This window comes from Ktedonobacter racemifer DSM 44963 (genome assembly GCF_000178855.1).
Lineage (GTDB): Bacteria > Chloroflexota > Ktedonobacteria > Ktedonobacterales > Ktedonobacteraceae > Ktedonobacter > Ktedonobacter racemifer.
The window spans coordinates 1,043,745-1,063,241 of the sequence record NZ_ADVG01000003.1 but is presented as its reverse complement, the minus strand read 5'-3'; the positions used below and the strand labels follow the sequence as shown (position 1 = coordinate 1,063,241).

Sequence of the window (19,497 nt, the reverse complement as noted above, 5' to 3'; positions counted from 1 at the left end):
TGCCAACCCATACCACCACATCTACTATCCTATTAATTACTCTCCTACCGGGAAGGTGACGTAGAAGGTAGAGCCCTGGCCCTCCTCGGAGTCGAAGCTGATGGAGCCGCCCATTAGTTCGATTAGTTCGTGGCAGAGGTAGAGCCCCAGGCCGATCCCTGGGATCTGGCGGGCGCGGGCGTTATCGGCGCGCATAAAGCGTCCAAAGATGCGTCCGTGCTGCTGTTTGGGGATGCCGATGCCTTGATCCTGCACTTTACCGAGGATGCGTTGCTGCTCTGGCTCCTCTTTGAATGCCATCAGGATGGGGCCTCCCTCGGGGCTGTATTTGATGGCGTTATCGATGATGTTGTGCATGATCTGCTCCAGGCGTGCGGGATCAACGTGCGCAAGCATGGTCTCGCTGCTGGCCTGAAATTCGATCTGGTGCCTGCTGGTTGTGGCCTGGAGGCGGGCGATCACCTGTTGGATGAGTGGCACAATATTTACTGACTGGAGATTGAGAACAAGTCGCCCAGCTTGTAGACGTGTGACATCGAGTAGGTCCTCGGTCAGTGATGAGAGACTGCTTGTTGACTCTGTTATAGCAGCTATGGCCTTCTGTTGGTGTGGTGTGAGGGCGGGTATGTTCTCTGCTTTGATGTCTCTTTGTAAGAGATCCGCATAGCTGGCAAGGGTGTTCAGGGGATTTTGTAGTTCGTGAGCGACGATTTCCACAAACTCATCTTTGAGATATTCGGCCTCCTTGATGGCGGTAATATCTTGATACATGAGTAGTACGGCACGCTCGGAGGCTGGTAACCCCATGTTCGCGGGAAGCTCGAATGGTTCCGCATAGATCAGGATGGGAAGCCGTTTTCCGTCGTGGCGGCTCACAATTGATTGTAGACCATGTACATGCTCCCCTTTCTTGAACGCCCGAAAAGTAGCCATCTCATCTGGCGCATATGGCTGCCCCTGGGCATTAAGGATCGTGATATCGTGTGTGCGAAGGAACTCAATCAGTGGCTGGAGGAATGGCCATTGAGTACCCCATACTTGATGGGCGGAACGATTCGCAAAGAGGAGGCGCGCATCCGCTCCCGTCACCAGGAAGACGCCGCAGGATAAGCTGTCAAGGATGCGGAGGAAGAGGGGATTACTGCCGGGCTTCTCTCCCTGGGAGTGCTGTTCCTGGCCCCGGCGCTCGGTAATATCACGATTAACCTCCAGGATGGCCTGGGGCTTGCCCTGATCATCACGTATAAGCGCCTGGCGGCTTTCCACTACGACCGTGCGCCCATCACGGCTGGTATGTGTCAATTCGCCTTCCCACGCTCCCTTTTGCTCAAGGGCTTCGTCGGTCGCGGCCTGGCTCTGGGGAAAGCGTGTTTCCAGCAGGCTATGTGTGATTCGGCCCAGGACTTCCTGCTCGCTCCAGCCATAGAGCTGCTCTGCTCCGTGATTCCAGAAGAGGATACGGCTGACTGGATCGCGTATGAGAATGGCGTCAGCAGCTAGGTTGACGAGATTGGTTAAGAGGTTCAGGTGTAAGGCCTGAGCCGCTTGTTCCTGTTCCGCGGCCTTGTGGTCAGTCATATCATGAATGACACATAGGGCATGGAGCTTATCGTCAAGCATAAGCTGATGCAGGTCGATTTCTACCGGAAACTCATTACCATCCTTCTTTTGTCCATACAACTCCAGGCCTTCTGATTTGGGATAATTCTGTGGAATGGCGAAGTACTGCTCTCTCTCATAAAGTGAGGCCTCGTGAAGATGGGAGGGAAAGAGAAACTCAAATGATGCTCCATACAGCTCCTCCTCTGCATATCCAAAGAGTTTCTCTGTATGTTTATTCGCCATAACAATCTTCCCTGCCTTGTCGAGTAACAGCAGTGCATCCAAAGAAATATCTAGAAGAACATGAAGATGCGCGTATGGAATCTGCCTGGGCGGAGATGAGGCAGAGAACTGCTGGTTAAAATCCTCTGTATGAGACATTGCAAAGCTTCTCTTTCTTAAGCCACATGTATTGTGTATGGAATATCCTCTCTCTTCTATTTTAGTGGATAGGCAATGCGCATCTCGAAGCGCGTGATCAGGGTGAAATAGAAAAGTGATACATGCATCTCAGGTGATTTGCACTTTTTATTATTCTATAGGTAGATGGTTGATTTAATCATTTTATAGAGAGGAAACCGATATGAAGAGAGTCATCTTATTTGTGGCCCTTTGCATGTTCGCAGGCGTTCTAGCCTTTTCCCATATTTCTCATGCCTCTGCGCATGAGAATCGTTATGCCGTCAAAATGGGAGGTGGATTTGCTACTGGCGATGCGAACACCGTTGATCCGCAGCAGTATGCGATCAGCACTGACCCGCAAAACGCCGATCAGCAGCAAGGCGCGACCACTAGTGACCAGCAGCAAGGCGCGACCACTAGTGACCAGCAGCAGGGCGCGACCACTAGTGACCAGCAGCAGGGCGCGACCACTAGTGACCAGCAGCAGGGCGCGACCACTAGTGACCAGCAGCAGGGCGCGACCACTAGTGACCAGCAGCAGGGTGCGACCACTAGTGACCAGCAGCAGGGCGCGACCACTAGTGACCAGCAGCAGGACACAACCAGCACCGATCAGCAGCAGGGCGCGACGAACACTGATCAGCAGCAGGGTGCGACGAACACCGATCAGCAGCAGAATGCAACCAACGCTGACCAACAGCAGGACGCGACTAGCGGCACGGATACCCAGAATCAGTAATTTGGGTAGATAGCCCTGGCGAAACAGCGTCGCAAGTAAGCCCATGCTTGCATGGATCCTACAGGTAAATTGAGACGCAGGAAAAAAAGAGCTTTCTGACAAAACTTTGCCAGAAAGCTCTTTTTTTCCTGGACAAATTGTGTCTAAGTATGGTATATATAAGATATAAACTATCCAGGATAAGAAATATCCATGATGAATAGTAACGTGAATTTGAAGGAGAATCATATGACTCAGCGAATCGAATATGCTAAGGCCGCGCCCGGGGTTGTGAAAGCGATGTATCAGCTTGAGCATTATGTGCGCAATTGTGGCATAGAGCACTCCCTTCTGGAACTGGTCAAGTTTCGTGCCTCGCAGATCAATGGATGCGCCTATTGTATGGATATGCACACGAAGGATGCGCGCGCGGCGGGGGAGAGCGAGCAGCGTCTCTATTTGCTTTCTGCCTGGCGTGAGACGCCGTTCTATAGCGAGCGTGAGCAGGCGGCCCTGGAGTGGACCGAGGCCCTGACACTGCTGCCGAGCAATGATGTCCCTGATGAGCTTTATGAGCGCGTGCATGCCCAATTTAATGATGAAGAGCTGGCCAACCTGACGCTAGCTATCGTCGCTATCAACGGCTGGAACCGCTTCGGAGTTGGCTTCCGCTCCGAGCCAGGAACCTACCAGCCCGCGCAGAATCGGTAGTAAATATAAGTAAGTAGAGTGATCAAAGCCGGGTGGGCACCTGCCCACCCGGCTTTGATCACTCTACTTACTTATATTTCACTGGCATATTTATTCCTAAGAGGACGTGGGCTGGTGCTGGTCTTGTTCGGTTTCTTGCTTGATGCCCAGGCGGCGGCGGACTTCGAGCGCGCGAAGGACGGCGTCGCGGCTCAAGATACCGAGCAGGCGGCCATTTTCGACCACGGGGAGCTGGTTGATGTCGCGATCATTGATCAGGGTGATGACATCGCGCAGGTTTTGTCCTGGTGCGACAACGTGTAACTGGGAGACTGGCTTCATGACGAAGCCAACGGGGGTAGTGGCCCATTGTTCGCGTGGGATATGGCGAATATCGCTGAGCGTGATCAGGCCAGCGAACTGCTCGCCCTGCGTTATCAACGCCGAGCGCAGACCCTGCGGGAGGATATACTCATCGATGAGGCGCTGGAGCGAGATATTGGCGGGAATGAGGATCACATTATGGCTCATGACCTCCTGAACGGTAATATTGTGGAAGGTATCCTCGAAGGTGCTCTGGGTGCGTGCGGCCTGGGAGGCGCCAAGCATGAACCAGCCGATAAAGGCGATCCAGATACCGCCAAAGCTGTTTCCGCTGAAGAAGAGGAAGATACCCCAGATGATAAAGCTGATGGCGACTACCTGCCCGATAGCGGCGGCGATATTCGTGGCGCGATTGATATTTCCCGTAAACTTCCAGACAATGGCGCGCAGGATGCGCCCACCATCCAATGGGTAGCCGGGAATCAGATTAAAGAGGCCGAGCAGCAAGTTGGCCGCTGCCAGGTAGAGCAGGATGGCCGCGATTGGGTTATCCGCGCCCCTGGTCAAGAGGGCCCAGAGCGCGTAACAGATCCCACTTATGAGCAGGCTGGCCAGAGGGCCAACGATTGCGACCTGGAAATCGGCCCCCGCGCTCCGTGGCTCGCGCTCGATGTTGGAGACGCCGCCAAAGATGAAGAGCGTAATATTTTTTACAGGCAGGCCACGCGCTCGTGCCACAAACGAATGCGCCAGCTCGTGCAGGAGCACGGAGACAAAGAGGAGCAAAGCCGAGACCAGGCCGAGCAGAAAATAAGTACTACTCGTAAAGCCCGGAAAAGATCGAGGAAACAGCCCGGTCGCGAGCGAGACGGTCAGGAGCAAGAGGATAATAATCCAGCTAAGGTTGATATGGATATCAATGCCCGCGATTGTAGCGATGCGAAATGAGCCAGGCATGGCAGTACTCCTTGTGATATCACAATGTACAGGTACTCTTACCCTGATCACGGAGAAAGCAAGAAGTTGGTTACTATTCCCTTTGCGCCTGCGGCGCTTGGCTTAGTAAGAGGTGTGGTGCCGGGTGGGCAGGCGGAGCCTGCCCACCCGGCACCACATATGCTTATCCTTTATGCCGAGGCTGTGATTGAGCTAAACTGGTTGGCGGGGCGAGGGAGCCCGAGATTTTCGCGTAGGGTCTGGCCCTCGTACTCGCTGCGGAAGAGACCTCGCTGCCGGAGGATGGGGAGCACCAGATCCACAAAGTCATCCAGTCCAGAGGGTAGGTAGGGCGGCATAATGTTGAAGCCATCGGCTGCGTCCAGGGTATACCATTCCTCCAGTTGATTGGCGATCTGCTCCGGTGTACCCCAGATGGTGCGGTGACCACGTGCACCGGCAATGGCCTGGTAGAGCTGACGGATGGTCAGGTTCTCTCTCCGCGCCAGGTCTGTGACCAGCTTCTGGCGGCTTTTATTAAGATTCGTCTCGGGCAGGTCGGGCAGGGGACCATCGAGGGGATAGGCCGAGAGGTCAAAGCCACCCAGGTTGCCGGAGAGCAGCGCCAGACCCACGCGTGGATGGATCAGGTTTTGCAACTGATCGTACTTTTCCTTCGCCTCGGCCTCGGTCTTGCCAATGACGGGGAAGACGCCGGGCATGATTTTGAGGTCTTCGGGTGAGCGTCCATAGGTGGCGAGTCGCCCTTTCAGGCCTTTGTAGAAGGCTTGCGCCTCCGCGAGCGTTTGTTGGGCTGTGAAGACAACCTCGGCGGTCGAGGCCGCGAAGTCCTGTCCATCATCGGACGCGCCTGCCTGCACAATCACGGGGTAGCCCTGTGGGGGGCGGGCCACGTTGAGCGGACCGCGCACCGAGAAATGCTTCCCTTTATGGTTGAGTACATGCAGCTTCTCAGGCTCGAAATACAGGCCGGATTCCTTGTCGCGGATGAAGGCGTCGTCCTCCCAGCCATCCCAGAGCCCAGTAACTACTTGCAGGAACTCGCGGGCGCGCTCATAGCGTAGGGCGTGCTCCATGTGCTTCTCGCGATTAAAGTTATGTGCCTCGGCCTCAGAGGCCGAAGTAACCACATTCCACCCGGCGCGTCCATTGCTGAGATAGTCCAGAGAGGCGAACTTGCGTGCGATATGATAGGGTTCGTTATAGGTCGTGGAGGCCGTGGCGACCAGGCCAATATGCTCAGTAACGGCCGCCAGGGCTGAGAGCAGAGTCAGAGGCTCAAAGTGGACGATCTGGCCAGAGCGGCTTAGCGCCTCTCGATCACTATCGCGACGCACAGCAACCCCATCGGCCAGAAATACCATGTCAAACTTGGCACGCTCGGCTGTCTGGGCCAGTTGGCGGTAGTGAGTGAAGGTCAGGCCATTGTTTGACCAGGCGTCAGGATGGCGCCAGGCGGCGACATGGTGACCAGTATTCATTAAGAAAGCGCCCAGCTTGATCTGTCCTTTGCGTGTGCTCATTGTATATCTCCTTATCAAAGTGTCTTATCTATTCATACGTTAGTTTCCAGTACCCGAGACGGTGGGTAGTTCCAGGTCGTTGACGGAGTTGGGGGTCTTGGAAATCAGGCCAATCGAGTGCATAAATTGGGCGTAGGCGAGCAGGCCAGTAGGAGTTTTCTCGTAGACAAGGTTGGTTGTCTTGATCAGCTTCTGGAATTGCTCAACTGTGCCGCCGCCACCGCTGGCTTTGTCCTGGGCCAGGTATTGCGCGACCTGCTCGGGATGACCGGCAACATACGTCGAGGCTTCGGCGAGATCCTGGTACACCTGCTTACTGAAGGTGGGATACTGGTTGTAGAAGCTTTGAGGGAGGACGATCAGGCCTGCCCCCACTGGCCCAAAGACATCTTTGGTATGTAGGAGCACATGCCCACCTGCCGCGACCTCGCGCTCCTGAAAAGGCGAGCCGGAGAGGTGCGCGGCCAACTGCCCGCTCAGCAGGGCTTGCTCGCCATCCGCCGAGCCAATCGAGACCATGTTTTTGTCCAGGGCGTGAGCATCGCCCAGTTGCTGCTGGGCCGCTTTGCGCAGGACGATGGCCTGCTGGGAGTCGAGCGCGACCACGCCAATTTTGTCGTTAGGGCCAAAATCTTTTAAGCTCTTGAACTTGGGATTTAAGGCTACCAGCCAGCTATCGCCGCGACTGCTGGCCAGCAACACTCGCCAATCCATGCCTCTATCCCATCCCACCAGGAAAGGAGGCAGGCCCAGGGAACCTAGCTGCCCCTGATTAGAGAGGATAGCCTCACGTACCGCAGCCCCGCTATTCACGATCTTCCATTGAATATTGGTATGTGGATACTGCTTCTCCAGGGTTTTCTGGAGCTTTAAGGTGACGAAGATAGAGGCGCCCAACCCCGGCTGGTAGACAAAGGTGAAGGACGCGGGGACGCCCGGCGTCGCGCTGGCATCCGCCGCGCTACCGCAGGCGCTCACAAATAATGAGGCAAGCATAGCGAGCAGCAATAAAAACGACCAATAACGTTTTTGCACAGTAATATATCTCCTATGGTTTAAATGTTTTTAACACCTGTCTTGTTGTTGGTGTGGAGGGTGATGGCAGCCTGCGGTTGCCATCACCCTCCACACCAACAACAAAAATTTCCTAACGTGTCTGCTTCATTCCCCATTTGACAATGGTCCATTGTTCTATCCAACTGAAGAAGGTATCGAGCAGAATACCCAGGAGCGAGATGACGACCAGGCCTGCGAAGATGGCGGGCGGATTGAGAAAGTAGCGCGCATTGTTGATATACCAGCCCAGGCCGCCGCTGGAGCCGGAGACGCCGAAGACAATTTCGGCCCCGACCACCGTGCGCCAGCCAAAGGCCCAGGCCAGGCGTAAGCCCGATAGGATATATGGAAGTGCGGCTGGCAGAAAGACGTCGCGCACGGTCTGGGTACGGCTCAGACCCAGGTTGAGCGCAACCATGCGTGTCGTGTTGCTTATAGTACGGAAGCCGGTATCGGTATTGGCGGAGATCGGCCAGATCGAGCTAAAGACCACCACGAAGATAATCGAGGACGAACTCAAGCCGAACCAGATCATGGTCAGTGGTAGGATCGCGATTCCCGGTAAGGGGCTGAAGACAGCAGTGAGCACAGTCAGTAGATCGCGGCCGAACGGGAAAAAGATGGAGAGCGAGGCCAGGATCAGGCCAATAGTGATGCCAATGCCAATGCCAATGGCCAGGTTTTGCAGCGAGACAAGCACCGCCCCTGGAAGCTGACCATTGCTTGTGTCGGTAATGAGCGCCTGCATGCTCGAGAGCGGCGATGCCACCAGGAGTGGATTGACACCACTTAACGAGATATAGAGCTGCCAGATCACAAGCAGGCCGATAGCAATAGCCGTGTAGCGCAGCCAGCCGGGTAGCGTAGTTGTCCTGCTCGTGGCTGGTTGAGAGATACTGAGACGCACGTGAAACTCCTTTCTTTATTCAACCGCGCTCAACTGCGCGACAGGTTCAAGTAGTGGTGCCTGGCGAACGAGCAAGGATTGCAGGTGCTGTGAGAGATCAGTGAACGCGGCGCTGCTGAGGTCCTCTGCCGTGCTTGTATCGACGATTTCGCGGATACGAGCCGGTGAAGAAGACATAACCATGACCCGATGTCCGAGAAAAATGGCCTCCTGAATCGAGTGCGTCACCAGCACAATCGTGACATTAGTGCGCCGCCAGATCTCGTTAAGTTCGAGTTGGAGCTGATTGCGTGTGATCGCGTCCAGGGCACCAAAGGGTTCGTCCATCAGCAGGATATCTGGCTCAAGAGCCAGTGCTCTAGCCAGGGCGGCACGTTGTTTCATCCCCCCTGAGAGCATATGGGGATACTTATCCGCCGCTGCTGCCACATCAACCAACTCCAGGTAGAAGCGGGCCTTGTCGGTAGCCTCCTGGCGAGATAAGCGCTTCGTGACCTGGAGCGCGTACACGATATTGCCCAGGACGGTGCGCCAGGCGAACAATTGCTCAAAGTCCTGAAAGACGAAGGCTCGATCTGGACCTGGACCCTGAACTGGCCTCCCTTTGACCAGCAGTTCTCCCTGGTAAGGAGGGAGAAAGCCGCCTATCGCCTTGAGAAGCGTCGTTTTGCCGCAGCCCGATGGCCCGATAAGCACAAATTTTTCCCCACGCTGGATAGAGAAGCTTGTGTCCTCGACAATCGTCACCTCCTGTTTACGCTTCCTGGAATATCCCAGGGAGACGTGAGCTGCCTGAACTATTGGCTCTACATCCTGTTGTGCCATTGTTGTTTCTCCTTCCCTTGCTTTCCGATTTGACTTTTCGCGTCGGCGGTGGTTGCCTTAGTAAGTGATGTGGTGTCAGGTGCGCGTAGTGGATAGCGTGTCGGTTGTCAGGTTGACCGTTTTGCTGTGCAGGCGCTCATACTGACTACGGAAATAGAGTAAGGGCTGATGTTGAGGATAAGTCCTGGTCGCTAGTACCTCGCCCACGAAGATGGAGTGGTCTCCGCCGGGATAGCGGGCAACCAGGCGACACTCCAGGCTTGCGACCGCATCTTCAAGCAAGGGAACGTTGAGCTTACCTAGAGTGTAGGAGATGCCAGAGAATTTATCTGGGATACGCCGAGCGAAATGGCGTGAGAGTGTTTCGGCATGCTCGGCAAGGATATTCACAGCGAATACCTCGCTAGCGATAAGCAGATCGTGAATAGTGGCGTTCGTGTCAATGCTCACCAGCACAAGCGGCGGATTTAAGGACAGAGAAGAGAAGGCGCTGACGGTCGTGCCATGAGGCTGGTTCTCGTGCTGCGTGGTGATGACGGTCACGCCCGAAGCAAAATGCCCCAGGGCCTGGCGAAACTCGGCCTGATCGACCTGGTCAAAATGGTTTTTGCTCACTGTGCTACCTCTTTCTGGCGCGTGCCGACACGCTCCGCATGTGAGATATCTGAGGTACTGGCGAGGAAGCGCGCCAGGGCAATGACCTCCTGCCCTAACTGCTCCAGCTCCGTCACCAGCCTGCCCTGGACCTGCTTCTGGGCATCGAAATCTCTGGGCGAGGCATAGATCACGCGCGCGGGCGTATAGGTACCGAAGAAGCCAAAGAGGGGGCGTAACTGGTGCTCCAGGGAGAGATAGTGATGATCGCTGCCGCCTGTCGCCAGCAGGCCGACAACTTTCCCCCGCAAGGGATCCTGCCCCTTGGGGTCGTTAGGGACCAGGTCAAAGAAATTCTTGAGCGCGCCAGTATAGGTTCCCCGATAGATAGGGGTCGCGACCAGGTAGGCGTTGGCCTCATTCACCAGTGCGAGGGCGCGGCGTGTGTCGCTGTTATAGTCAGCGAGGGCGCGACCATCACAGAATTCCAGCTCATAGTCGCGTAGTTCCAGAACCTCCGTCTCTATGGCAGAAGCATACCTCCTGGCGCCCGTCAGGGCGATATCCAGCACACTACGTGTACGTGATGGTGAGGGCGTAAGGCTACCATTGATAGCCAGTAGTTTGAAACTCATACACCTTCCTTTTCAGCTTCTATGAGTTTGTTGATTTACTTGATCAACATTATTTACAATAATAACTGAACGAATTGCCTTTTGTCAATGGAGAATAAAAAATTGCTGTAGATGTGTGGCTGTGGGCGAAGCCCGCAGCCACACATCTACAGCATCATACTCTGGATGTCAGGTGGACGAGAGTAAGGGTGTGAAGATTGAAAGGGGGCTTGAAGAAAGCATATAATGAGGGTTCAGGGGTAGAAAACTACTTGCTGGCGGATGGAATTAAAAAGAGATGGAGCGTATGAGAGAGCCTTCCTCGCAGAAAAAGCGTGAAGACATGTATGTCCTGGACCCGGAAGATATGGCGGAGATGTTACGCCTGATGCGTCAGGACGAGCTGGTAAACCAGGGTATGAGGGGACTGTTTCCCGAATTGCAGAATCAGTTGCCCAGTCAGTATAAGCGTATCATTGATATGGGATGTGGTCCAGGGAACTGGGTGCTCAATGTAGCCTATGAGTATCCAGAGGTTGAGGTCGTCGGCATCGATATCAGTAAACTCATGATTCGCTATGCGCAGACGCAGGCGCGGACGGAAGAGCGCGGGAACGCCCTGTTCGTGGAAGGCAATCTACTCAAGCCTTTGCCCATTGACGATGCCTCTTTTGACCTGGTCAATGCGCGCTTTATGACCGGTTTTGTCCTCCGCAAAGACTGGACTGCTGTGGTCCAGGAATTTTTTCGCATCTTGCGGCCAGGAGGTATGCTGCGCCTGACGGAGATCGATACTGGAGGCATCTCCAACAGTGCCGCGCTGGAAGAAATACTCTCTCTTACTACTCGTATGATGCATCAGTTAGGGTATGGCTTCTCGCCCAATGGTCATAGCTTTGGCATGACGCCCATGCTGGGAAAGTTCCTGCGCGACGTGGGCGGCCAAGAGATCCAGCACCAGGCGCACGCCATTGATTTCTCCTACGGCACCGAGTTTCACCAGAGCCAGTATGAAGATTGGCGCAGCGGCTTCCTGCGCCTCCTGCCTGTGCTAAAGAAGTGTGGCCTGACCACTGATGAAGCCTTTACGACCCTCTATGAACAGATGCAACAAGAGATGCTCGCGGAAGACTTCCGTGGCATCTGGTACATCCTGACCGCCTGGGGACGTAAGGGGTAGGGTAGTCTGGTAAGAGACGTAGAGGGTGCCAGCACCCTCTACGTCTCTTACCAGACTGTATCATTATTAGGCTGATTGCTGGTTAGTGAGTGGGAAGCCCTTTGGTTGCAGGCGCAATTGGAGCGCAGAGGTGCCATAGGTGCCGGGGAAATGCAAGAGAAACTCTTGCTCATCTTTATAGCCAGAGGGAACGAGTTTGAGGATATCATCGCGGGAGGAATCGGAGGAGGTTAGCAGGACTGTGGCGCCGAAATATTGCCATAAGCGGTAGGCAAGCATGCGTGCCTGGAGTTCTCTGGTGCCTTCGACATCCAGGATGATGAGCGATGGCGGATCCTGCATATCCTTGATCTCTTCTACGAGCTGTTCACTGGCCGCAAGATAGTTCTCTTCAGAGAGGGCCTCTAGCTCAAGGAAGGAGATCGGAGTGTGCTGGACGGGGAGATCGATGTCCGACTGGTAGGTTGTGTACCAGGCGCGTGCCCGTTGTCCAAGATCCTGCAATTTCTCGGTGGAGCAGAAAGCTACCGAACCAGGATGAACCAGATGCCCAAACCAGGATTTGCCAGTGGCGGAGCAGAGCGCCCAATCGAGCAGGAGCAGCGATCTACCAACGTGGAGCGGGCCTTGCATAACGGTAAGTTCTCCCCGAGGGAGGATGTGCTCAATTAGCCAGGTGAGACCAGGAGTCGCGTTTTTCATATGTGCCCTCGATCTTGCCAGGGGTGGAGACCACCCAGTGAGTACGCCTTGTACGGGATTGCCAATGAGAGCGTTGGGAAGACCGCCCTCTTGTCTCCTTATTATTCATTATTTATGTCTATATGTCAAAGGTTTGAATAAAGAATTGACACAATGTATACAAAATATGTAAATTTTGCCTTTTGCCTTTAGGGACGTGCTTGAAATTGAGATGCTCTATTGTATAGTTTTGCTTGCAGGCAGGGAAGGCTGTTGAGGCATACGGGGAAAGAATATTTCATCTGGCGAATGCACCATATCTGGCGAAAAAGGTGGTGTGAGTGTTAGCGGGTGAACATGCTATTTGACGTTTTAGCAATTTAGAAGAAGACCTGGATGAAACATATATGTAGAATAGGAACCATGAATATATTTCTATTTAACACATCCAGCACAGGATCCTGTGCTGGATGTGTTACTTCGGTTAATGTTTGAGTGAGTCAGTCACTTCATCATCTAGTTGTAAGGGCGTTAAGACACGGAAGCGTTGTTGATTGTTGTTGTAATCCTGTGGTGAGAGGCAGCCCTGGCGTTGCCATTGGTTGTTTCCATCCTCGAAGGCCTGTATTTCAATAGCATGCAGGCGCGCAAGCGAGATGTTCCTGCTTGCGGCGAGATCACGTAGCTTTTTACCTGTGCGTACCTGTTGCTTGACCTGGTCGAGGTTCATTTGAAGCTGGTTAGCTATCTCTTGTGAGATGCTATCCATGGGGAGGCGGGGGCCACAGGCAGGGTTTTTGTTACCCTTCGAGCTGCTTGAAGATGTCTCATCTTGAGCAACATGTCTTGGAGGCTGTTGCGTAGTTACCTGCCAGAGAATTATGCCTCCGCCTAGCAGGACAATGGCGCTCAGCGCGACGGCAAGCAGTATCCTGCCCCATGTACTGGACCTGGTTTGCGGTTTTTTACTTAGATCAGGTTGTGGTGCTGGCATGATGAAGTTTCTCCTTTTTTATTCATAGCGCAGAGCTTCCGCTGGCGAGAGGTGTGCAGCCTGACGAGCCGGGAAAATGGTCGCGAGAAATGCTGTTAGGTAACAGGTCAGGAGTATCAACAGCAAGGGCAAGATGGGTAATGGGAAGTTCTCGGAGTAGGCGGTAAAGACCTGGTAAGCGAGGCCACAGGCCAGTAGTGCTCCCAGTAGCAGACCCAGAGTGACAATGATGACCGCTTCTAGCAAGAAGGAGCGCAGGATTAACCCTCGCGAGAAGCCCAACGCACGCAACATACCAATTTGTTGTCGTCGCTCAACTACTGCGCGGCTGATGATAATAGCGATTGCCAGGACGCCAAAGATGAGCCCCAGGCCGAGATACCCTGTGATAGTCAGTGTCAGGATAGCTGTGGCCGTATTGCCCTCGCTGGGATCGAGTACCTGGAAGGCCAGGCGTCGATTGCCCGGACTGAAGACGTGATTCAGTACGCGTATGGCCTGGCTGTTTTGCGTCCCATCGCGTTCTTGGAAGAGGTAGGTGTAGTACGTGACGTCGCCTTTACCTTTGCTTGCCTGCCCGAGCATAAGATCACGTGCCGTACGCTGAGATACGAAGAGGGAGGGATAATAGGTGTCGGGCGCGAGGATGCCAATAATGGTCACAGGATGATAATGCACGCCTTGAGGGACTGTGCGATCAGGAATATCAACCGTAAAGGGCTTAAAACCATTGCCTGTAGGTAGCCCTGGCGCGTCGGTGTCATAGCGCAACACCGCATATCCAGCCTGATTTTGTAGCGTGTCCCAGACCTGGCGGTCAGAGGTATAGGACTGGGCGCGTGCCTGAAAGGGAAGCCGAGTTGCTGCCAGGAAGGCGTCACTGGACTCAGTTGGCATCAGACTCTTAAGAGTGGTATCGCCGTTGGGCAGATGCAGGTGTAGCGGCACATTGAGGGCTACCTGATTGCCTTTGATAATGCCGAGCAGTGCGTGTAGGGATGCCATACGCTGAAACTGTTGTTGTAGTTCAGGTGTGGACTGAAACTGCCGCTCCAGTTCCGGCCTGGGGTCTGTCATACCAAGCTGGAAACCGCCTGTGATTGTATCAAGCTGATTGTGCTGGATGTCTACCAGATTGATGGTGGTAAAGAATGTCACAAGCAACATGACCAGGCTCAGCAAGGAGATGGTTGCGCCAGTGCGGAAGCGGAATGTCAGCGGGTAGACCAGGCTTGTACGACTGATAGGCGCCAGGCCACGTACATATCGTATAAGTCCTGAAAGAGCGTGAAGTAGGAGATCAACATTGGACATCGCCAGGATGACTGCTCCACTCACGAGCGTTAGTGTGCTCAACAGCGTATCGAGCGTCAGGAATGGCTCATTGTCACTCGGAACGTCGATGAAGAAGCCCAGGAGAATGTTTTTATAGAGGCCGAATGCCAGCCAGCTTAATCCCAGAAGCGTAAAGCCCAGGCGGCGTGCCAGGCTGGAGGGTACCTTGAGGCATTGGAGGAGCCAGGCACTAAGCAGGCCGCTCCCGGCGCAGGCGAGGGTAATGCCGAGGTGTTGTAACCAGATCTGCTCCTGGAGCATGCCCAGTTGGAGCAGGTAGAGCCCTAGCGGAAGGCTAAGTATGCCGCGAGCAAAGAGTCCCCAGAGCAGTTTCCCTATGGCCTCGACTCGTCGTCCAATCTGGCGCGCCAGGGTTTCAGGGATAACCAGGCCAGCTTCGTCGCGAGGCGGTAGCCACAGCGCGAGCACAAGTTGTAATAAACGTGCTGTAAGGGTAGGAGGCTCATCGAGGTCGCGGATAGCCGCGACAATATTTGTGCCACTGATCCAGATGGCGCTGAAGAATATGGCCAGCAGCGCCACCAGTGTACCCAGGCAATAGGCCGTTCCAAGGTTCTGCCAGCTAACCCAGACGTGTAGCGCTATTGATGTGCCCCCTAATTGTGGAACCGAGGAGAGAAGTACCAGTAGGGCGGCGATAATGCCCAGCCCCAACGGAATGCCAAGCAAGCCTCCTACCAGGGCATAGATACTGCCCTCAAGTAATAACAGCTTGATGAGGTGTCCGCGTTGGAGCCCAATTGCACGACTGATTCCCAGTTCAGAACGTCGCTCAGCCGCCAGCAAGAGGAAGAGGAGGACCAGAAGCAACAGAGCCGCACCGACCAGGAGATCACTGAGCAGGGGAATAGAGAAGCGGAGCTGCTTCGCGGCGCTCGTCTGGCGCAAGGCGAAGCTTAAAGGTACACCATAACGCTGTACCATATCCGGCTTGAGCGGATGAATTAGCACATTGTCGAATTGCGTATCGAGGTCAAGGCTACCATTTACATCGAGAATGGGAACGCCGACAATACGGCTGAGAGCACTCTGTACGGCCAGGCTGCGTTCTCCGGAAGGCCCGATGTCAGCCATGCCTCCGGCTCCCACATTTTTTACGCAGATAGTATTGGCAATAAAATCCTGGTGAAGTTGTTGCGTAGCCAGGCGTTGCAAGGTAGCGAGTGGTAAAATGATCTCTCCTGTGGGGTTGTTGCTAGCCAGTTCACCAGAGGTAAAGGCCAGGTCGTTAGGCAGCAGGGCGCGTACACGAGCGCTTGTCGAGATAGATTTTTCGACACCGCTAAAGAAGAATTGGATTTGCAGGGTATCTCCTGGTTGTACATCAAAGAGATTGACCAGGGTCTTGCTCAGGTAGACCTCGTCTGGACGCAGGTCGGAGAAACGGATGTGTCGCCCATGGGTGTCAGTGAGTGGCCCATAAACGGCATCGAAGTCTGGAGGGATGGCGTAGGTTGATAAACTGCCTATGGAGGTACCTGTGCGGGTTGACCAGACATTTGAGCCACCAGCTCCATGCGCATAGAAGAGTGCTGAGACCGCTTGCACATCGTGTTGCTGTCGTATTTGTGCCTGGTAGGTAGAGACCTGCTGTTGAGTGAAGGTTCCAGTGACCGCTTCATCAACATTGCCCATTTGCGCCAGGCGATAGGGAGCCATTGAGGCGTTGAAACTATCCTGAATGCCTAGCGCGGCCACAATGATACCAGTTGCCAGAGCCAGGCCGGATACCAGGAGCAAGGCTTGCCAGGGGCGGCGTATAGTGTTGCGCACGCTCATTTTGAGCAGAAATGGCTGTAAGCTTCCTACCAGGAGTATACCCAACAGGAGCGTACCAGTAATAAGCCCGAGCCAGTAGACGAGGATCGTAGGAGAGAGGTCATTGATAATATTATGCATGGCTTTCTCCACTCTGCTGAATTGCGGTTAAGGGGGATCCAGTTGCTGAAAGTGGCTGATCTTCCACAATAGAACCATCACGCATCATAATCAAGCGCTGAGCCTGGCGCGCGACCTCAGGTGCATGTGTTACCCAGACAAAGGTCAGGTGGTAATCGCGATTGAGTGCAAGCATCAGATCGATAATCTCCTGGCTGGTCTGGCTATCGAGCGCACCAGTTGGCTCATCGGCCCAGATGATTGAGGGGGCTGTAGCGAGGGCGCGAGCGATAGCAAAGCGTTGACGTTGCCCCCCGCTCATCTCGGCGGGTCGATGGTAGCGCCAGTCGCTCAGCCCAACCTGTTCAATGCTGAGCAGGGCCCGTTCACGAGCCTCTTTCGCCCGCACCCCGCTGGCGAGAAGGGGTAACTCAACATTCTCCAGGCCCGTGAGAATCGGTAGCAGGTTATAGATTTGGAATATGAAACCCATTTCGCGAGCGCGAAAGGCGGTAAGCTCGCGGTCTGAGAAACTGCGGATATCCTTGCTCGCGATTTTGATGATACCGGAAGAGACGTTATCGAGCCCGCTCAAGCAGTTGAGGAGCGTAGTTTTTCCGCATCCACTCGGACCCATTATCGCAACGATCTCGCCTGATTGAATGTGAAGATTGATGTCTTTCAATGCCTGAACATATAATTTTCCTGTGGCGTAGTTTTTGCGCACATCAATGGCCTCAATAATACCTGCTTTGTGCGCCTGTACCTCTGGTGTTAACATAAATTGCTGCTCCTGTTATGTACAGTGCTTGATGGAGACTTTACGCTGTATTAGATCTGTTTAAACTGTACGCAACATTGAGGCGGAAGACATCGTATGTCTATGCAAATCTCATTGATCAAACCTGTATTGCACAACTCTGCAATCTGGAATGCATGCTTTGACAGCTTGGCTTTCTAGTGAGCAATGCTATACTTGGGTAATATCACTCGCAGGGGTAGAGGATGTGGTGTGCAAATGCCTGCGCATTTGCACACCACATCCTCTACCCAGACGAAGCGACGTAGGCGCTGAGAATATCCTGTAAAATGGAGCGATGCGTAAGATGCAGCAGCAGAATATAGTTGTTGGCCAGAAACATCCTTTGCGCTGGCTTCTCTTGATATGGGTAGGAGTTGTATACGCGCAAAGTGTGTTGATGTACCTCTCTGCTATACAAGATTCTATGGGTGTCGTGAGGAAAGATGGAGCGGCGGGGCTCTACTCAGTCCTTGGTGACCTGGTGTTTGTCTCCTGTGGATTACTGTTACATGGCGCGCTGCATTGGATCGTGCTCTACAGGCATCTCAAGCAGCGCTACCTCTGGGCCTATTTCCTTGTCCAGGCGTTACTCGTAGAGGGTATGCTGGTGGTTACTGGCTCTCAGTTTGCGATCTCAACCCTCTTTCTGGCATTAACGCTTGAGGCTGTAAGCTTACTTAAGTGGACGCGCCCGACGATTATCATCTCGGGTAGCTACCTTGTTTTATATACGCTTGCGACTCTTCCACAACAAGGTCTATTTACAACTAACTTCCAGAATGCCCTCGTCAAGTCCGCCAACTTCCTGGTCATTCTGATGTTTATCATTGCCTGCCTCCTTCTCTACCGCCAACGCGCACAGGCTCACCAACGTGATCAGGAGTTGCTCAGTGAGGTTGAACAGGCGCACCACGAACTGGAACGTACCCATGCACAGTTGGAGGAGGCACATATGCAGCTTGAAGACTACGCGGCCCAGGTGCAAGACCTGACCCTGGTTACCGAACGCCAGCGGCTGGCACGTGAGCTACATGACACGCTTTCTCAGGGCCTGGTTGCGCTCACGATGCAGTTGGAGACAACGAATGGTTTGCTGGCACGTGAGCAAGTTGTCCAGGCGCGCATTATTGTGCAGCAAGCGATGGCGCGTGCGCGTGCAACTCTTACGGAGGCTCGCAACGCCATTGATGATCTGCGCGCCGAAACCCCTGGCTCCCTTGATCTGCAAGAAGCTATCCAACAGGAAGTCAAACGCTTTACTGAGTACACAAGCATTCCTTGTGAGTGTGATATTGAAGCCCTTGCCCTGGCTCCTTCTGCCTCATATGAGCACATACAGCGCATGATTAGCGAGGGACTTAGCAATATTGTGCGGCATGCCCAGGCGCATAACGTTTTTTTGCGTGCCATGTGTGAGCGGCAACAGTTAATCATTATGTTGCGCGATGACGGGGTTGGTTTTTTTCCTATCCAGGCGCAGCAGCTACCCGGTCATTTTGGTTTGCTCGGACTACGTGAGCGCGCGCGCCTGATAGGGGCTCGCTTTGAGGTATGCAGTGCTCCGGGCCAGGGAACGACCCTGCGTTTCTTTTGCCCGCTCTCCTCGGATCAGTGCCCGCAAGAGCAGCGTGAAGCGATCAGGGAAGAGGTGCGTCATGAGTGAAGAATATATGCGTACGAAAGCGAATCAGCATGAGCAGGGGCTCATCCGTGTTGTTGTTGTCGACGATCACCAGGTTGTGCGCGAGGGCTTGCGTATGATGCTGGAGATATTGGGTGAGGGCTTTGTCATGGTGGGGGAGGCGGCAGATGGAGCAAGCGCTCTTAGTGTCGTCAAAGAGACGCAGCCCGATGTGGTACTGATGGATCTGCGTATGCCAGGAATGGATGGGCTGGAGGCGATCACTCATTTACGAGGGCGATGGCCGCATATCGCTATCGTTATTTTGACTACCTATAACGAGGACGATCTAATGTTGCGCGGTCTGCGTGCCGGCGCTTGCGGTTATCTGCTGAAAGACACCAGTAGTGAAACGATGTTTCAAGCTATACGTAGCGCGGCGCGTGGAGAAACGCTTCTTCAACCAGGAGTTGTGGCACGCCTGCTCTCTCGTGCTTCTCAGGAGCGGCGTCCTTCTTTAGGGACCAGGAGTAGTGGCGAGGGTGAGCTAAGCGAGAGAGAGCTAGAAGTTTTGCGTAAAGTAGCGAGTGGCGAGCGCAGCAAAGAGATTGCAGCCCAACTCGGCATCAGCCTGCGCACGGTGGGAGCGCATCTCACCAGTATTTATACCAAGCTTGGGGTCGACTCACGTACCTCAGCCGTTGCGGTCGCGCTTGAACGAGGGCTCCTGTCTCGTTAGCTTGCACCTGCGGTGCTTCGCATAACATAGGGGG

Annotated in this window: 17 protein-coding genes; 5 read left to right on the top strand and 12 right to left on the bottom strand. The window is 54.1% G+C overall.

Features of this window, described 5'->3' with window-relative positions; all coding sequences use genetic code 11:
- Window positions 1-36 precede the first annotated feature (36 nt).
- The gene (locus KRAC_RS33645; protein ID WP_007915103.1) at window positions 37-1,983 is read right to left on the bottom strand and encodes a PAS domain-containing sensor histidine kinase; all 1,947 of its coding nucleotides are present in this window, start codon (window positions 1,981-1,983) and stop codon (window positions 37-39) included.
- 202 nt (window positions 1,984-2,185) lie between these two features.
- Here KRAC_RS33645 and KRAC_RS71965 point away from each other — a divergent pair, with 202 nt between their 5' ends.
- Window positions 2,186-2,743, top strand: a complete 558-nt coding sequence (locus KRAC_RS71965; RefSeq protein ID WP_007915102.1) for a hypothetical protein — start codon at window positions 2,186-2,188, stop codon at window positions 2,741-2,743.
- Window positions 2,744-2,971: 228 nt separating this feature from the next.
- Window positions 2,972-3,433: a carboxymuconolactone decarboxylase family protein gene (locus tag KRAC_RS33635; protein ID WP_007915100.1), complete on the top strand. Its 462-nt coding sequence runs from the start codon at window positions 2,972-2,974 to the stop codon at window positions 3,431-3,433.
- A gap of 96 nt (window positions 3,434-3,529) precedes the next feature.
- Here KRAC_RS33635 and KRAC_RS33630 read toward each other — a convergent pair whose 3' ends face one another.
- From KRAC_RS33630 to KRAC_RS33600, 7 genes are all read right to left on the bottom strand, one after another.
- Window positions 3,530-4,693: a site-2 protease family protein gene (locus KRAC_RS33630; protein ID WP_007915099.1), complete on the bottom strand. Its 1,164-nt coding sequence runs from the start codon at window positions 4,691-4,693 to the stop codon at window positions 3,530-3,532.
- 170 nt (window positions 4,694-4,863) lie between these two features.
- Window positions 4,864-6,216 (bottom strand): LLM class flavin-dependent oxidoreductase, encoded by a 1,353-nt coding sequence (locus KRAC_RS33625; protein ID WP_007915097.1) that lies wholly within the window; start codon window positions 6,214-6,216, stop codon window positions 4,864-4,866.
- A 39-nt stretch (window positions 6,217-6,255) separates the two neighbouring features.
- Window positions 6,256-7,251: an ABC transporter substrate-binding protein gene (locus KRAC_RS33620; protein WP_007915095.1), complete on the bottom strand. Its 996-nt coding sequence runs from the start codon at window positions 7,249-7,251 to the stop codon at window positions 6,256-6,258.
- A 112-nt stretch (window positions 7,252-7,363) separates the two neighbouring features.
- Window positions 7,364-8,179 (bottom strand): ABC transporter permease, encoded by an 816-nt coding sequence (locus tag KRAC_RS33615; RefSeq protein ID WP_007915093.1) that lies wholly within the window; start codon window positions 8,177-8,179, stop codon window positions 7,364-7,366.
- Between the two features lie 15 nt (window positions 8,180-8,194).
- A complete protein-coding gene (locus KRAC_RS33610) occupies window positions 8,195-9,004 on the bottom strand; it encodes an ABC transporter ATP-binding protein (protein ID WP_007915090.1) in 810 nt (269 codons plus the stop codon).
- Between the two features lie 75 nt (window positions 9,005-9,079).
- Window positions 9,080-9,619 carry a flavin reductase family protein gene (locus tag KRAC_RS33605; protein ID WP_007915087.1) on the bottom strand — a complete coding sequence of 180 codons (540 nt, stop codon included), beginning with the start codon at window positions 9,617-9,619 and terminating at the stop codon, window positions 9,080-9,082.
- Window positions 9,616-10,233, bottom strand: coding sequence for an NADPH-dependent FMN reductase (locus KRAC_RS33600; RefSeq protein WP_007915085.1), 618 nt, complete (start codon window positions 10,231-10,233; stop codon window positions 9,616-9,618). The genes KRAC_RS33605 and KRAC_RS33600 overlap by 4 nt, the downstream gene beginning before the upstream one ends.
- Before the next feature lie 286 nt (window positions 10,234-10,519).
- Between KRAC_RS33600 and KRAC_RS33595 the strand changes: the two genes are divergently transcribed.
- Complete coding sequence (locus KRAC_RS33595) at window positions 10,520-11,392, top strand: class I SAM-dependent methyltransferase (RefSeq protein WP_007915084.1); 873 nt, start codon at window positions 10,520-10,522, stop codon at window positions 11,390-11,392.
- A gap of 66 nt (window positions 11,393-11,458) precedes the next feature.
- Here KRAC_RS33595 and KRAC_RS33590 read toward each other — a convergent pair whose 3' ends face one another.
- From KRAC_RS33590 to KRAC_RS33575, 4 genes are all read right to left on the bottom strand, one after another.
- Window positions 11,459-12,094 (bottom strand): AAA family ATPase, encoded by a 636-nt coding sequence (locus KRAC_RS33590; protein ID WP_040445512.1) that lies wholly within the window; start codon window positions 12,092-12,094, stop codon window positions 11,459-11,461.
- A gap of 463 nt (window positions 12,095-12,557) precedes the next feature.
- Entirely contained in the window at window positions 12,558-13,067 is a 510-nt protein-coding gene (locus KRAC_RS33585) for a hypothetical protein (protein WP_007915083.1), read from the bottom strand.
- An 18-nt stretch (window positions 13,068-13,085) separates the two neighbouring features.
- The gene (locus KRAC_RS33580) at window positions 13,086-16,322 is read right to left on the bottom strand and encodes an ABC transporter permease (RefSeq protein ID WP_007915082.1); all 3,237 of its coding nucleotides are present in this window, start codon (window positions 16,320-16,322) and stop codon (window positions 13,086-13,088) included.
- On the bottom strand, window positions 16,315-17,082 hold the full coding sequence (locus KRAC_RS33575; protein ID WP_007915081.1) for an ABC transporter ATP-binding protein: 768 nt from the start codon (window positions 17,080-17,082) through the stop codon (window positions 16,315-16,317). The genes KRAC_RS33580 and KRAC_RS33575 overlap by 8 nt, the downstream gene beginning before the upstream one ends.
- Window positions 17,083-17,407: 325 nt before the next feature.
- Here KRAC_RS33575 and KRAC_RS63005 point away from each other — a divergent pair, with 325 nt between their 5' ends.
- On the top strand, window positions 17,408-18,766 hold the full coding sequence (locus KRAC_RS63005; RefSeq protein ID WP_007915080.1) for a sensor histidine kinase: 1,359 nt from the start codon (window positions 17,408-17,410) through the stop codon (window positions 18,764-18,766).
- Window positions 18,759-19,463, top strand: coding sequence for a response regulator (locus KRAC_RS33565; RefSeq protein WP_007915079.1), 705 nt, complete (start codon window positions 18,759-18,761; stop codon window positions 19,461-19,463). Before KRAC_RS63005 ends, KRAC_RS33565 begins: the two co-directional genes overlap by 8 nt.
- Window positions 19,464-19,497: the final 34 nt, after the last annotated feature.

What these genes read in the sequence shown, in the direction of transcription:
- KRAC_RS33645 (WP_007915103.1), bottom strand. Translation starts at nt 1,983, where the DNA reads ATGTCTCATACAGAGGATTTTAACCAGCAGTTCTCTGCCTCATCTCCG.
- KRAC_RS71965 (WP_007915102.1), top strand. Translation starts at nt 2,186, where the DNA reads ATGAAGAGAGTCATCTTATTTGTGGCCCTTTGCATGTTCGCAGGCGTT.
- KRAC_RS33635 (WP_007915100.1), top strand. Translation starts at nt 2,972, where the DNA reads ATGACTCAGCGAATCGAATATGCTAAGGCCGCGCCCGGGGTTGTGAAA.
- KRAC_RS33630 (WP_007915099.1), bottom strand. Translation starts at nt 4,693, where the DNA reads ATGCCTGGCTCATTTCGCATCGCTACAATCGCGGGCATTGATATCCAT.
- KRAC_RS33625 (WP_007915097.1), bottom strand. Translation starts at nt 6,216, where the DNA reads ATGAGCACACGCAAAGGACAGATCAAGCTGGGCGCTTTCTTAATGAAT.
- KRAC_RS33610 (WP_007915090.1), bottom strand. Translation starts at nt 9,004, where the DNA reads ATGGCACAACAGGATGTAGAGCCAATAGTTCAGGCAGCTCACGTCTCC.
- KRAC_RS33600 (WP_007915085.1), bottom strand. Translation starts at nt 10,233, where the DNA reads ATGAGTTTCAAACTACTGGCTATCAATGGTAGCCTTACGCCCTCACCA.
- KRAC_RS33595 (WP_007915084.1), top strand. Translation starts at nt 10,520, where the DNA reads ATGAGAGAGCCTTCCTCGCAGAAAAAGCGTGAAGACATGTATGTCCTG.
- KRAC_RS33590 (WP_040445512.1), bottom strand. Translation starts at nt 12,094, where the DNA reads ATGAAAAACGCGACTCCTGGTCTCACCTGGCTAATTGAGCACATCCTC.
- KRAC_RS33585 (WP_007915083.1), bottom strand. Translation starts at nt 13,067, where the DNA reads ATGCCAGCACCACAACCTGATCTAAGTAAAAAACCGCAAACCAGGTCC.
- KRAC_RS33580 (WP_007915082.1), bottom strand. Translation starts at nt 16,322, where the DNA reads ATGCATAATATTATCAATGACCTCTCTCCTACGATCCTCGTCTACTGG.
- KRAC_RS33575 (WP_007915081.1), bottom strand. Translation starts at nt 17,082, where the DNA reads ATGTTAACACCAGAGGTACAGGCGCACAAAGCAGGTATTATTGAGGCC.
- KRAC_RS63005 (WP_007915080.1), top strand. Translation starts at nt 17,408, where the DNA reads ATGCAGCAGCAGAATATAGTTGTTGGCCAGAAACATCCTTTGCGCTGG.
- KRAC_RS33565 (WP_007915079.1), top strand. Translation starts at nt 18,759, where the DNA reads ATGAGTGAAGAATATATGCGTACGAAAGCGAATCAGCATGAGCAGGGG.